This window comes from Picosynechococcus sp. PCC 7003, from assembly GCF_001693255.1.
Lineage (GTDB): Bacteria > Cyanobacteriota > Cyanobacteriia > Cyanobacteriales > MRBY01 > MRBY01.
Genome location: NZ_CP016474.1, coordinates 1,478,646 through 1,493,125, shown reverse-complemented (window position 1 = coordinate 1,493,125; position 14,480 = coordinate 1,478,646). Strand labels below are relative to the sequence as shown.

The following is a 14,480-nucleotide window of genomic DNA, read 5'->3' as shown; positions in this document are numbered from 1 at the left end:
CTAAAAGGAGGTGATCCAGCCACACCTTCCGGTACGGCTACCTTGTTACGACTTCACCCCAGTCACTAGCACTGCCTTCGGCGCCCTCCTCCGCGAACGGTTAGAGTAACGACTTCGGGCGTTGCCAGCTTCCATGGTGTGACGGGCGGTGTGTACAAGGCCCGGGAACGGATTCACCGCAGTATGCTGACCTGCGATTACTAGCGATTCCTCCTTCATGCAGGCGAGTTGCAGCCTGCAATCTGAACTGAGGCCGGGTTTGATGAGATTCGCTTGCCCTCGCGGGGTTGCTGCCCTTTGTCCCGACCATTGTAGTACGTGTGTAGCCCAAAATGTAAGGGGCATGATGACTTGACGTCATCCCCACCTTCCTCCGAGTTGTCCCCGGCAGTCTCCCTAGAGTGCCCAACTTAATGCTGGCAACTAAGGACGAGGGTTGCGCTCGTTGCGGGACTTAACCCAACATCTCACGACACGAGCTGACGACAGCCATGCACCACCTGTCTCCGTGCTCCCGAAGGCACTCTCGCATCTCTGCAAGATTCACGGGATGTCAAATCTTGGTAAGGTTCTTCGCGTTGCATCGAATTAAACCACATACTCCACCGCTTGTGCGGGCCCCCGTCAATTCCTTTGAGTTTCACACTTGCGTGCGTACTCCCCAGGCGGGATACTTAACGCGTTAGCTTCGGCACTGTCCGGGTCGATACAGACAACGCCTAGTATCCATCGTTTACGGCTAAGACTACAGGGGTATCTAATCCCTTTCGCTACCTTAGCTTTCGTCCCTCAGTGTCAGTTACGGTCCAGTAGAGCGCTTTCGCCACCGGTGTTCTTCCCAATATCTACGCATTTCACCGCTACACTGGGAATTCCCTCTACCCCTACCGTACTCAAGTCACACAGTTTCCACCGCCGATCCACAGTTAAGCTGTGGGCTTTGACAGCAGACTTGCATGACCACCTACGGACTCTTTACGCCCAATAATTCCGGATAACGCTTGCACCCTCCGTATTACCGCGGCTGCTGGCACGGAGTTAGCCGGTGCTTATTCCTCAAGTACCGTCATTTATTCTTCCTTGAGAAAAGAGGTTTACAATCCAAAGACCTTCCTCCCTCACGCGGTATTGCTCCGTCAGGCTTTCGCCCATTGCGGAAAATTCCCCACTGCTGCCTCCCGTAGGAGTCTGGGCCGTGTCTCAGTCCCAGTGTGGCTGCTCATCCTCTCAGACCAGCTACTGATCGTCGCCTTGGTGGTCCCTTACACCACCAACTAGCTAATCAGACGCGAGCTCATCTTCAGGCGAAAAAACTTTTCACCTCTCGGCATATCGGGTATTAGCAGTCGTTTCCAACTGTTGTCCCCGTCCTGAAGGCAGATTCTCACGCGTTACTCACCCGTCCGCCACTAAGCCCGAAGGCTTCGTTCGACTTGCATGTGTTAGGCATACCGCCAGCGTTCATCCTGAGCCAGGATCAAACTCTCCATATTAGATTCTTTACTCATTCCTTAGAACTTTCTTTCCTCTTATTAAGAGATATTTTTTTAAGGCTCTCTTTATCCTTAACTAAGTTCCTTGGTATCGATTGTTTCAATCTCAACCAGCTCACTTGTTATAATCTTGTTAAAACAAGGGGGCGGATAGTCACTTTCAAATTCTATTCTTTTGTCTCGGTTCGGGGCGTCGGTTCAGTGCGTCTGTCTCAACCGCGCTTAACTATATTAACCAGACAACCTGGAGATGTCAACACCTTTTTCCAGCTTTTTTTGATATTTCTTGGGCGGAATCCCTGGAATCAAGTTAGGGCAAGGCTTCGACAAATAAAAAAAATTTGGATCCCCCCCCCTGCCTTAAGGCTTTTTTTAAGCAAGAGGGAAATAAGGGATACACACATCAGGGATTTGGCAACCAAATCCCTACGTTAATTGTTTAGATTGAGGCGATCGCCTGATTGAGTCTTGCGATATCCCAATCTTTTTGGTGAAGGAGTACCCAGGATTGCATCAGATCGGGGCCTTGGAGTTCACCCATTAGTCCGGCGCGCATGGATTTCATGACGACGCCTTTTTTGACGCCATGGGCTTTGGTGACTTGGTTAATGAGTGTTTTGGCATCATCGGGGGTGAGATCGGTACTGGCTTGGATGTTTTGCAGAACCTCCTGGAGAATGGCTTTTACGCCTTCGGTTTGGAGTTGAGCCGTGGCTTTTTCGTCCAAGGTGATGCTATTCCCAAAGAGGAGTCGGGTTTCTTGGGTGACATCGGCCAGACGGGTAAGACTAGGCGCAACGAAGGCGACAAGGGATTCTAACCAGGGGCGATCGCCTAGATAATCTCCGTAACCTGCTTCTTGTAAATAAGGAACAAGCAGATCCGTCAGTGCGGGGATCGGCATGCCGTGGAGGTACTGGGCGTTAATCCAATCAAGCTTGTCCCAGTCAAATTTTGCGCCGGCTTTATTAACCCGCTCGAGGGAAAATTCTTTCGCTGCTTCTTCTAGGGTGAAGATTTCCTGAGTTGAATCGGTCGGTGTCCAGCCCAAAAGACTCATATAGTTGGCGATCGCCTGGGGCAAAAATCCCATTTTGCGAAAATCATCAATGGACGTCACTCCATCCCGCTTAGACAGCTTACGTCCTTCTTGGTTGAGGATTAAGGGCGTGTGGGCAAACCCGGGTACTGCCGCGCCAAGGGCTTCATATAAAAGAATTTGCTTCGCGGTATTGGCAATGTGGTCTTCCCCCCGAATCACGTGGGAGATTCGCATATCAATGTCATCAACCACCACTGCAAGATTATAGAGAGGCTGACCAAAGGGTTCATCCTCTGCTGGGGTACGGGCAATCACCATATCACCACCGAGATCGCTGCCTTTCCAGACCATATCGCCACGGACTAGGTCTTTCCAGGCAATCTGCTGGTCATCGTCAATTTTGAAGCGAATCACGGGTTTACGGCCTTGGGCTTCGAATTCCGCTCGCTGCGCCTCTGTTAAGTTACGGTGGCGATTGTCATAGCGGGGGGCTTGATTATTGGCTCTTTGTTGTTCCCGCATCGCCTCAAGTTCTGCAGGAGTACAGTAGCAACGATAGGCAAGGCCTTTATCTAAAAGGGTCTGAATTGCTGCTTTATATTGATCCAGCCGCTGAGTTTGGAAAAAAGGGCCTTCATCCCAGTGCAAACCAAGCCATTGGAGACCAGTCTTAATGTTTTCGGTGTATTCGGGCTTAGACCGTTCCAAATCGGTATCTTCAACCCGGAGGACAAAGGTACCGCCATGGTGGTGGGCAAAAAGCCAATTAAAGACAGCAGTTCTAGCTGTCCCGATGTGGAGATTTCCGGTGGGACTTGGGGCAATACGAACGCGAACAGTCACGAGGTTAATCCTTTGTTGTAGTGGTTTAATTTAATCTTCGTGGTGGCTATTTTCCCATTGTCCTCTAGGAATTTGAAGGGGCATATAAAAACACCGCCCCGCAAGGAGACGATGTTCGTTGTGTGTTTAATATCAAAAATGGGTTTTTAAAAAGAGAGGTAGAAGGACTTAGCCAACAACTTCGAGTTCGTGCTCAGCGAAATTGTTGGTGTTTAGACCACCAGCACTACCACTGAAGCCGTTGTAGTTGACTTTGTTAAAGCGAACAATGACGGGATAGATAATACCGCTTTTATCAATGCTTGCTACTGTGCCGACATCGCCGTACCAGTAGGATTCTTTCCGGAGGATTTTAACTTTGGATCCGCGTTCGATAGCCATGCTTATGTTCCTTTAAAGCGATTACTAAAGAGTGTAGTTAGACTTAGATAACAGCCTACTATCGGATAGGGGTTTTCAGGCACTTGAAGTGTTTAAGTTTTATTGCGAGTCCTGCCACCGTAATCGGACAAAATGGCTTGGATTTCCACTCTCGCCCGTGTTTTCTTGGATTTCTTCGAGGGCGAGATTAAAGGGAATGGCGGTGGTGATGTGCTGCTGGGCATATCTACCGAGATCGGGGGCGATCGCCCAAGCCGTGGCGGCGGCAGTCCCCATGCCCAGGAGTTGAGTGAGGGGATCTTTGGGGAGCAACCAGGAAGCTCCGCCTGCTAATCCGGCAGTCAGTAATAGAGTGACAGAAATGTTGGTGCCACAGCGGGGATGGACGGCTAAATTCCACTCCCCAGACCGGAGGCGATCGCCTGCTGTACTGACCGCCCGGTAGAGATCAGTTTTATCCACGCCGCCAAATAAATAAAAACCTTGCCCCGTGGACATCCCACTTAATTCCGCATAGTGGTGACGCCAAGCCGTTGGATAGCGTTCTGCCAATTCCGTAAGCACCCAAACCGTTCCATGTTCCAGGGCGTGGGCTTGGCGAATAAATAGCAGTTCCCTCAGACCGGGCACGAAACCCAATTGCTCGATTAAAGTTTGATCTTGACTGGCCTGCGGTGAAAACCAATCACCATCCCAGGAAAAATTACGCGCTGTCATTGCTGTTGCTATCCTTTGCTGAAAAAATGTTGTCCATTTAAGCTTGAATTTTCCCCAAGAGGTTAGGCGCCGATCCCCAATTGTCCCGCCAAGCTAGGACTCAAGGGAATTAAAGTCACCAGCATCAAAAATAAAGCGACCAATCCCAGGATCGCCCGGGTATCATTAGGTTCCAATAGTTCATTGAGGCTGGGGCGTTCTGCTTCCCGTTGTAGGAAAATAATAATTAAGGCCCAGTAGAGGGGGATGGGGTTTGCGGGGTTAAACAAAGCCACCAGTCCTAAAACCACGAGGGTGGCAATGGTGGTACGACGGGCCGTTTTACGGCCATAAATTGCCTGGATAATGCGGCCTCCGTCCAGACAACCTGCGGGGAGTAAATTTAACGCGGTGATCACCAAGCCCAACCAGCCCAGAATCGTCAAAGGATGAATCGCTACAATGGCCTGTTGCAGTCCATCGCCCAGGAAAATGCGGGCCAGGGTCCCCACTAACACTGAACCCTGGAAAAATTGACTGGGAACTTTAAATAAACTATCCGGGTTAGAGAGTCCGAACCCCCCCAAGAGGAGCAAAAGGGAAATTAGCCCCCCTGCCGCTGGGCCAGCAAAGGCAATGTCAAAGAGCGCTGTACGGTTTGGGAGCAGGGATTCAAAGCGGGTAATCGCCCCGAAAGAAGCAATCTGCCAGTTGGGGAGGAAAAAGGGAACGCTGAGTTTGACGTTATATTTTTGGCTCGTGAACCAGTGGCCCAGTTCATGAACCCCCAAGACTAGCCACATCCCAAGACTGAGGGGCAAAACATCGGGATAACGCTGCCAATTACTGAAGAAATCAAAGCCTTTAAGGACACCAATCGCCTCTAGGGTCGTCGCTAAGGTGGCGACAAATAGGACTAGGGCAACATTTTTCTGGGCGAGACTCGTGGTTTTTGGGTCGTTACTGCTCGGTAAGATCACGATCACTGGTTTGCCTTCTGGGTCTTCGACTAAGAAAAGGCGGTATTTATCCCCCAGGCGATCGCCTAATTTTTCCGTCAGTTTTCGGTGGGCTTCTTCGGGTTCCCCCCGCAAATTTCCCTTGAAAATGGCCCCTTCTTGGTAGGGAATCGCTTCTGTGGCAAAGAATGTATCAATGCCAAAAATACCTTTAATGGTTTGGAGATCCTCCGGGTTAATGGGTTGAATTTCGGGTTCAGTCGCTGAATCTGCTGGGGATTGTGTCGAGGATTCGGTGTCTGTGGTTTCGGTTTGGAGTCGTTCGAGGGCCTGTTTGCGAATCATTTCCCCTTGGCCTGCCTCTCGGCGTAGATTGCCCAGATAGATATAAGCCCCTGCCGAAGCCATCAAAATCAGCACCACACCAATGAGATCAAGGCTTACCCCTAAAAGAATGCAACTCAATAGCACCAACCAGGGAATCGTAATCGCCAGGGATTGTCCCCAGGCTAATAAACCTAAGCGTCCCGCTTTTTGCGATCGCCGATAGCCCCACAAAACCGTACCCAAAGCCGCGAAAATAAGCAGTATTAATGCTGAGGTTGCAGGGGAAAAATCCATAATGAAGTTGCGTTGATCGTCCAAATTTCAAGTGTTTTCCCTATTTTAGAAGGATTTCCCCAGAAAGAAATTTTGCGGCCTTCACCCAAAACCCCAGCCACAGTTAGGGTAAAAGGTCTAATTGCGTGGTTTGTTCTGCTGCGGTTAAACCCAGATGTTGTCTTGCTTTTGCACTCACTAGACGTCCCCGGGGCGTGCGATTTAAAAAACCAATTTGGAGTAAATAAGGCTCGTAGACCTCTTCAATGGTTTTGCTATCCTCACCAGTGGCGGCGGCGATCGCCTCTAAACCCACCGGGCCCCCCCCAAAATGATTGAGCATTGTTTCTAAAATTAGGCGGTCTGTCCAGTCCAGTCCCAAAGCATCAACGTTGTACAGATCCAGTGCCGTTGCCGCCACCGTTTGGGAAATTTCTCCATAACCTTTTACCTGGGCATAATCCCGGATTCGTCGCAACAAACGGTTGGCAATTCGGGGCGTCCCCCGCGCCCGGCGGGCAATTTCTAAAGCGCCCTCTGGGGTAATGGGCTGCTCTAGGATTAGGGCACTACGGTGGACAATGGCAATCAATTCATCGACCTCGTAAAAGCGCAACCGTTGAATTAACCCAAAGCGATCGCGCAAGGGAGACGTTAAAGCGCCCACTTTGGTTGTCGCGCCAATCAAGGTAAAAGGCTTGAGGGGAATGCTGCGAGTTCTGGCACTGACTCCTTTGCCAATGGTGACATCCAAGCGCCCATCTTCCATCGCTGGGTAGAGTAATTCTTCGGCCATGCGATTGAGACGGTGAATTTCATCGATAAATAAAATATCGCCAGCCTCTAGGCCCACCAATAGGCCACTGATATCCCGGGGTCGTTCCAGGGCTGGGGCCGCGGTAATTTTACAGTTCACACCCATTTCTGCGGCTAGAATCAACGACATGGTTGTTTTTCCTAACCCAGGCGGGCCATAGAGCAACATGTGATCGAGGGGGTCACGGCGGGCTTTGGCGGCGGCGATCGCAATACCCAGCACTTCCTTGAGATCCTTCTGGCCCAGATAATCGGCAAGGCGTTGGGGACGAATTCGGTCCTCATTGGCCGACTGTTCCTGGTCTTCGGGCAGGGCTTGGCTCGTGGTGAGGGCATCCCTACCCAAAGCCTGATCACGTTTGGAAGGGGGAACATGGCCTTGATTGCGTTTAATCGCCATTACTGTAGACAGAAAACAACTGTCATTCCATCCTAAACTGAATCTTTAGGGAAATTTGGGCATTTAGGGAAAGGAACACCTTTCGGTAAAATAAAGACCAATCTTCCGAGGCTTTGCGTTATTTAGCCTGAAAACAGTCATTGTTCGAGGACAATACCATTCATGAAAGCCATGATTCTGGCAGCGGGTAAAGGAACCAGGGTTCGTCCGATTACCTACACCATCCCCAAGCCCCTCATCCCAATTCTGCAGAAACCCGTGATGGAATTTTTGCTGGATCTGCTCGCCCAACATGGCTTTGATCAGATTATGGTGAATGTGAGCCACCTCGCCCACGAAATTGAAGGCTACTTTAAGGATGGTCAACGCTACGGGGTGCACCTCGCCTATTCCTTTGAAGGCAATATTCAGGATGGCGAACTACAGGGGGCAGCTCTCGGTTCAGCAGGGGGTCTGCGTAAGATCCAAGATTTTCATCCGTTTTTCGACGATACCTTTGTGGTGCTTTGTGGTGATGCCCTAATTGATCTAGACCTCACAGCAGCGGTGCAGTGGCACCGAGAAAAAGGGGCGATCGCCACCGTAATCACTAAATCCGTCCCCAAAGAAGCAGTCTCCAGCTATGGTGTGGTGGTCACAGACGACGAAGACCGGATTCTAAGTTTCCAAGAAAAGCCCAGCGTTACCGAGGCCCTCAGCACAAAAATCAATACCGGAATCTATATCTTCGAGCCAGAGGTGATCGATTTTATCCCCCCCAACTGCGAATTTGACATCGGTGGTCAACTGTTTCCAAAGCTTGTGGCTGCCAACGCACCTTTCTACGCCCTGGATATGGACTTTGAGTGGGTGGATATTGGCAAAGTCCCCGACTATTGGCAAGCGATTCAGAGCGTCCTCCAGGGCAAGATCAAAAATGTGCCCATCCCCGGCATCGAAGTCAAACCAGGCATTTATACTGGCCTGAATGTGGCCGTCAACTGGGATAAAGTCGAGATCCAAGGCCCCGTCTATATTGGCGGCATGACCCGCATTGAAGATGGCGCAAAAATTATTGGCCCGACAATGATTGGCCCCAGTTGTTGGATTTGTGCGGGAGCCACCGTCGAAAGTAGTGTGATTTTTGAATATTCTCGCTTAGGCTCAGGGGTACGCCTCAAAGATAAATTGGTTTTCGGGCGCTACTGTGTTGATAAAACGGGGGCAACCATTGATCTGCAAAAAGCAGCCCTTGATTGGTGGATTACGGATGTGCGCCATGCGAATCCCCCCACGGCGCCGGTGAAAAATCCCCATGTGGTCGAATCCTTAGAAATTGAAGCGTTTTTAAATAGCTCTGGCTTGGAGGAGGATCCTCCCCAACCACCATCATCTAGATCTAGCAGCCTTTAGGAGTTTAACCACGGTTTTACATTGGTTGAACTGCGCAATTTTGAGGGCCGTATCGCCCCGTTTATTTTGGGCATTGAGATCTAAGTCTGGGCACCGTTCGAGGAGCAGTTGAACGACGGCATGGTGATCCCGGTGGGCAGCCCACATTAAGGCCGTGGCTTGGTGCTGATCTGTAGCGTTGACATCGGCCCCTGCACGCAACAGCATTTCAATGACCGCTTGATAACCGCGATCGCCCGCCTCCATGAGGAGGGTTTTGCCACTGGGGAGACGTTCGTCAGGATTTGCCCCTCTAGCGAGGAAAAGTTCGAAGAGGGCAAGCTTACCTTGGTTGAAGGCGATCAGGAGCGCGTTTTCTCCTTCGTTTCGGTAGTGGAGGTCTGCGCCCTGGTCGAGGAGGAGTTGGGCGATCGCCCTTTGTCCTTGGTAAGCAGCAACGAGGAGGGGGGTATCGCCTTGGTGGTTGGCCAGGTTCACCGCCGCATTGTGGCTCAGTAAATATTCGACGATCTCGTAGTGGCCTTCGAGGGTTGCTAAATGGAGGGCCGTGTCGCCTGCTTCATCGGTGCTGTTGGGATCCAACTGATGCTGAAGCAGATATTGCACCAAGGCCAGATTGCCAGCAGCCCCCGCAAGAGGCATTAAATCTGGCTGAATTAGGGTTGCCCCGGCTTGAACTAGGCGTTGTGTGAGGGGCAAATTCCCCTGTTCGATGGCAAAAATTAAGGCCGTATCTCCATTAAGATCCGTGGCATTGACCGCTGCGCCAGCCGCTAACAGCATTTCAACAACCTCGTCATACCCAGAAATAACCCCATGCATCAGGGGTGTCTTGCCGTCGCTGCTGGGGAGGTTCACATTTAACCCAGCCTCGAGCAGCACTTTTAAACAGGCGATCGCCCGCTCTGATACAGCCACCGTCATTGCTCCCAGGCCCTGGTAGGGGTTAGCCCGCTGGGTCAAGAGTGTCTGAACTACTGCTGGGTGTCGTCCTTGAATCGCTAAATTCAACGCCGTATCCCCATCAAAATCTTCGTGGTTGATTTTGGCTCCGGCCTTGAGCAAAATTTCTACGGTGGCGATCGCCCCCCGATAGGCCGCCACCATCAGCGCCGTACTACCATCTTCATTGGTCGCATTAGGATTCGCGCCAGCCACAATTAAAAAATGGAGAATTGCCGTTTGGCCTGCCGCCGCTGCCACCATCAACGCCGTGAGGCCATATTTCCCCCGCAGTTCTAGATCCGCGCCGTGGGTGAGACAGAGTTTAACGAGATCTAAGGCTCCTGTCTGGCAAGCATACATCAACGGACTCGTGCGATCGCCATCGAGAATATTGACCGGCACTCCCTGGGCAAGCAAGGCAGCCACTCGATCCACATTTTGGGCGCGAATTGCCTGAAATAACTGGGCGCGGTCCACGGGGGCTGTCATCGCGAAACATACAATAAAGATTAATTTCTATTGTAGGAGTATCCCGGATCGATACTGTCCTAAGCTGCCCCAGATTCCGAGTGATAATTTCCATTTACCAAGGGAATCGGTTAAGTTTTATAAAGATTTCCAGCATCCTGAACGAAGGAGAAAACACCCATGAGTTTTGAAATTCCAGAGTCCGTCAAAGTCTGGTCCCAGTTTGGTCATCCCATTATGATGTGGGTCTTGTTTGGGCTTTGTATTTATGCGATGTACCTCGGCATTCAGATCCGTCGCATCCGGAGTGCCGATAAAGAAGTCCGCAAGGAACTGGTGAAAAAGCAATTTAACTTCAAACACCACCAAGTGGGTTCTGCCCTGCTGGCATTTATGGTTTTGGGCACCATTGGCGGGATGGCCGTAACCTACATCAACAACGGTAAATTATTCGTTGGCCCCCACCTCCTCGTCGGTTTAGGGATGACCGGGTTAATTGCAATCTCGGCTTCTTTGGTGCCTTTCATGCAACGGGGCAATGACCTGGCGCGAGTTACTCACATTGGCCTGAATACATTGCTGGTGGCCCTGTTTGGTTGGCAGGCTGTGAGCGGGATGGACATTGTGACGAAAATTATTGGCCGTCTGTAGGTAGCGTCCAGGCAAAATTTTCGGGGGGGACAGGGGCACTGTCCTCTTTTTTGTGGGTTTCTGGACTGTCTTCTGGGGTGCGAATGACGGTGCAACCCCGGCCACTCTTGAGGGGTAAGGGGAGATCGAAACAGTCATGGAAGTCTTGCTGTACTTTTGTGGTGAGGCGCGGTGAGACCTGGGAAACAATGGTCGCGAGGAGGCGATCGCCAGTGGTTTTGAGGAGACCCTGGGGCAGCTTATAGATAAACCGAGGGAACTGGACTAGCACCTGTAAATGTAGCTCCCAATTCACCTGGGTAATCACCGGTGGCATCGGGCGATCGCCCAACAATTTTCGCGCCTGGGCATCGTTGGCGAGTACCTGTTCCCAGGGGAGATGATCGAGACACATCAGCGCATCATAATCAATGGCATAGCCCTGGGCTTGGGCTTCAGGCAATGGCACATTGTACATTCTGTAGGCATTTTCAACGGGAGGATCAAAAACCACCGCCAGTTTTGGTTCTACCTCGTAGCCGAAATTGCCAAATTTGCCCACTGTCAGAATATAGCCATTATCCGTGAGGGGTTCTACTTGCATCGGTTTCGCACAACGGTGAAACCAACCGCCATGGCGATCAAGATATGCCGCAACCTCCTCTAGGGGCGCGTACATTTGCATGATCCCTCGATAGTGGGTCTCAAAATGCATTGGTGGCGTTTCGGGATTACCGTCACCAAAGGCCGTAAATAGACGAGACGATTCCGCAGGGTTCATAGCAGCAAAAGACAAGAAATAAACTTGTTGTACCTAAAATCATGCCCGCTTTTCTGTAAAGTTGCACCCCAAGACCGAAGAATTCAGGGTAATAATTGTAAATCGAAGGCAAATTAAGCCAGCGATTTTAGGAGGTTAACGAGGATGAAAGTTTTAGTGGTCGGGGCGACGGGGGAAACGGGACGGCGCGTTGTCGAAACCCTAATTGCCCAAAATATCCCGGTGCGGGCCATGGTGCGGGATCTAAACAAAGGGAAAGAAATTTTGCCCTCGGACGCCGAATTGGTCGTTGGCGATCTCCTCAATAGAAAATCCCTGCCAGAGGCGATCGCCGACTGTGATCACATCATCTGTGCCGCCGCTGCCCGACCCAGTTTAAACCCCGCTGCGTTTTTCCAAGTGGATTATGTCGGCACCAAATCGCTGATCGATGCCGCCGTGGCCCAGGGGGTTAAACAGTTTGTCCTCGTAACGTCCCTTTGTGTGTCTAAATTTTTCCATCCGTTGAATTTATTTGGTCTGGTGCTGTTCTGGAAAAAGCAAACAGAAGCTTACTTAATCAATAGCTCCCTTAATTACACCATTGTCCGCCCTGGTGGCCTCAATGCCGAAGCCGAAGCGCCCCTTGTGCTAGCCCAAGCCGATACGCTGTTTGAAGGGCGCATTCCCCGACAGCAGGTGGCCGAATTATGCGTGGCCACCCTTGATCATCCCCAAGCAAACCGGCGAATTATTGAAGCGATTACTGACAGTGACCGTGAGCCTAAACCCATTCCCGAACTGATTCGTGCCTTGGGGTCTAATTAATAGCACCAGAAACTTGACTATTGACTTCACTGAGAAATCTCCCAGAAAAATTGATCAATATTAGGTGATCAAGGATAATCTAGGGAATTCCTCTGGTCCATCGTTCGTAGAAGGCGACTATTCCTTTCGGGAAAAAGCATTTCTTAATGAGTATTCAAACCTCGGTTGTCAAACAATTATTTGAAGCCGTTCCCCATGGGCGATCGCAACTCTATTTCAAATCTTCCCTAACAGCGCTCTCCCACGCGATGGAAGATCAAATCCTGGCGGGTCAGGATTCCCCCTTGGTGATCGCCAGCTTCCAACAGGAAAGATACTACCGTCAGGAAGCGACCCGTTATCGTCGCATTGCCGATAAATCCCGACAGGTTTATGTCCTAGCGGCCCCAGAAACAGAATTTGCCAATGCCTCTGACACCTACGAGCGCATTGCCTTTACGCCGGACGATGCCTTGAGCGAAGAATGGCACTTGGTGGTGATCGGGGAAAACTTTGCCAGTTGTCTCCTGTGCCGGGAAAAACACAACAATTCTGAAAAAAGGGATCACTTCGCTGATAATGCCCGTCGCTTTGAAGGCATTTGGACAGAAGATCGAAATATTACCGAAAAAGCGGCGGAAATCCTCCTAGACCGCATTGCTCAATATCGCCCAGAACTCCAGGAAAAAATCCAAGCGGCGAAGGACACCTATCTCCAGAATGGCCACCAAGATCTAACGGAACATCAGCCCAATTCCACCGCCGATCCCTTTGTGCAACGGCTGGTGAACTATCTCCAGGCTGGTCAATACAAGATTCTCAAGGCCAACCGCTCCCTGGCCAACAAAGAACAAAAGGAGCGTTTAATTAATACGGTCACGGCGGCCATTCGGCGATCGCTCGACACCGAGGATATTCTGCAATTGGCCGTGGAAAAATTAGGGGAAGGCCTTGGGGTCTGCCGCTGCATTATTTACCGCTGTAAAGAGTCAGACGAACAAGCCCAGATCCACCATGAATTTCTCCATGGGAATCAAATCTCTGTGAAGGGTCAAAATTGGCCCCTAAAAGATAATCCCCTCTTCCAAAAGGTGGTCTCCCTGGGGGAACCCCTAGGCATTGATAATACTGATCAAGATCCGGACTTCATCAAAGACCAGCTAGAAACTCTCACCCAAACCTGCTCGATTGTTTCCTGGCTGTTGGTGCCAGTGCTCTACCAAGGACGACTGATCGGCATGATTGAGCTGCATCACTGTCATCCAGAGGCGGTTCATTGGCGACAGGAAGACATTGCCCTCGTAGGGGCGATCGCCATCCAGGTGGGTGTTGCCCTAATCCAAGCCGAAGCCTACAACAACCTAGAAGAACTCAACGAACAATTGGCGGCCCTCGACCGCACCCGTTCCAACCTTGTGGCGATCACCGGTCACGAACTCCGGACACCATTGTCAACGATTCAAGTTTGTTTAGAAAGCCTAGCCAATGAGCCGGATATGCCGGAGGAACTGCGCCAGGTGATGCTGGATACAGCCCTTCAGGATGCAGAGCGGCTGCGGACCCTCGTCCAGGATTTTCTGACCCTATCCCAACTCGAAAGTGGTCGAGTAGAGTGGAACATTGAGCCCCTGATGCTCTATGAATGCGTGGAACTGGCCATGAGCCACGTGCGAGCTAAACGGTATCAAAGTGGCGGCCAACCCTTACCACAACTAATTAACCATGTTTCGCCAGATTTGCCCCTCGTCCAAGCTGACGGGGAATGGCTCGTAGAAGTGATCGCCAAGTTGCTGGACAATGCCTGTAAATTTAGTGATGCCAAACAGGGCCAAGTGGCGATCGCCATCACCGCCGAAGATCCCAATAAACTCACCGTAAGCATTATCGATAATGGCCGGGGCATCGAACCCAAACGCCTCGAAACAGTCTTTGATCGCTTCTACCAAGAAGAAGGGGCATTGCGGCGGAGTGCTGGTGGGACTGGCTTGGGATTAGCGATTTGTCGCCAAATTGTCACCGCCTGGGGTGGAGCGATCTGGGCAGAATCCCAGGGCAAAAATCAAGGGAGCCAATTTTCCTTTACGGTGCCAGTCTTTGCAGAACCCAGCCCTCCCAAAACGAACCAGACGATCAGCAAAACAAAAACGAAAGCGAAACGTGCCCGGCGTCGCTAACAAACCCTCACAAAACCGATCCAGCCACCTTAAGCTTTGTGAATATTCCCAACTAAATATCAGCATGGGCCTAC

General features: G+C 51.0%; 11 protein-coding genes and 1 rRNA gene. 4 read left to right on the top strand and 8 right to left on the bottom strand.

Annotated elements, in window-relative coordinates:
* Positions 1-3: 3 nt before the first annotated feature.
* The 6 genes from AWQ21_RS07075 to ruvB form a co-directional block, all read right to left on the bottom strand.
* A 16S ribosomal RNA gene (locus AWQ21_RS07075) occupies positions 4-1,493 on the bottom strand.
* Between the two features lie 439 nt (positions 1,494-1,932).
* Complete coding sequence (gene gltX / locus AWQ21_RS07070) at positions 1,933-3,378, bottom strand: glutamate--tRNA ligase (protein WP_065713925.1); 1,446 nt, start codon at positions 3,376-3,378, stop codon at positions 1,933-1,935.
* A 168-nt stretch (positions 3,379-3,546) separates the two neighbouring features.
* A complete protein-coding gene (locus tag AWQ21_RS07065) occupies positions 3,547-3,759 on the bottom strand; it encodes a photosystem I reaction center subunit IV (protein WP_012307012.1) in 213 nt (70 codons plus the stop codon).
* A 99-nt stretch (positions 3,760-3,858) separates the two neighbouring features.
* Positions 3,859-4,476: a DUF6391 domain-containing protein gene (locus tag AWQ21_RS07060; protein WP_065713924.1), complete on the bottom strand. Its 618-nt coding sequence runs from the start codon at positions 4,474-4,476 to the stop codon at positions 3,859-3,861.
* 62 nt (positions 4,477-4,538) lie between these two features.
* A complete protein-coding gene (locus tag AWQ21_RS07055) occupies positions 4,539-6,035 on the bottom strand; it encodes a site-2 protease family protein (protein ID WP_065713923.1) in 1,497 nt (498 codons plus the stop codon).
* Positions 6,036-6,138: 103 nt separating this feature from the next.
* Positions 6,139-7,230, bottom strand: coding sequence for a Holliday junction branch migration DNA helicase RuvB (ruvB, locus tag AWQ21_RS07050; RefSeq protein ID WP_065713922.1), 1,092 nt, complete (start codon positions 7,228-7,230; stop codon positions 6,139-6,141).
* Positions 7,231-7,392: 162 nt separating this feature from the next.
* Here ruvB and AWQ21_RS07045 point away from each other — a divergent pair, with 162 nt between their 5' ends.
* Complete coding sequence (locus AWQ21_RS07045; RefSeq protein WP_065713921.1) at positions 7,393-8,622, top strand: sugar phosphate nucleotidyltransferase; 1,230 nt, start codon at positions 7,393-7,395, stop codon at positions 8,620-8,622.
* Here the strand turns inward: AWQ21_RS07045 and AWQ21_RS07040 are convergent.
* A complete protein-coding gene (locus AWQ21_RS07040) occupies positions 8,599-10,056 on the bottom strand; it encodes an ankyrin repeat domain-containing protein (protein WP_065713920.1) in 1,458 nt (485 codons plus the stop codon). The two genes, AWQ21_RS07045 and AWQ21_RS07040, sit on opposite strands and share 24 nt — an antisense overlap.
* A gap of 159 nt (positions 10,057-10,215) precedes the next feature.
* Here AWQ21_RS07040 and AWQ21_RS07035 point away from each other — a divergent pair, with 159 nt between their 5' ends.
* Positions 10,216-10,686 carry a DUF4079 domain-containing protein gene (locus tag AWQ21_RS07035; protein WP_012307006.1) on the top strand — a complete coding sequence of 157 codons (471 nt, stop codon included), beginning with the start codon at positions 10,216-10,218 and terminating at the stop codon, positions 10,684-10,686.
* Here AWQ21_RS07035 and AWQ21_RS07030 read toward each other — a convergent pair.
* Positions 10,670-11,446, bottom strand: coding sequence for a DUF1997 domain-containing protein (locus tag AWQ21_RS07030; RefSeq protein ID WP_232315100.1), 777 nt, complete (start codon positions 11,444-11,446; stop codon positions 10,670-10,672). The two genes, AWQ21_RS07035 and AWQ21_RS07030, sit on opposite strands and share 17 nt — an antisense overlap.
* Before the next feature lie 144 nt (positions 11,447-11,590).
* On the opposite strand from AWQ21_RS07030, the gene AWQ21_RS07025 reads away from it, so the two are divergent.
* On the top strand, positions 11,591-12,253 hold the full coding sequence (locus AWQ21_RS07025) for an SDR family oxidoreductase (protein WP_065713919.1): 663 nt from the start codon (positions 11,591-11,593) through the stop codon (positions 12,251-12,253).
* A gap of 146 nt (positions 12,254-12,399) precedes the next feature.
* A complete protein-coding gene (locus AWQ21_RS07020; protein WP_065713918.1) occupies positions 12,400-14,406 on the top strand; it encodes a DICT sensory domain-containing protein in 2,007 nt (668 codons plus the stop codon).
* Positions 14,407-14,480 lie beyond the last annotated feature (74 nt).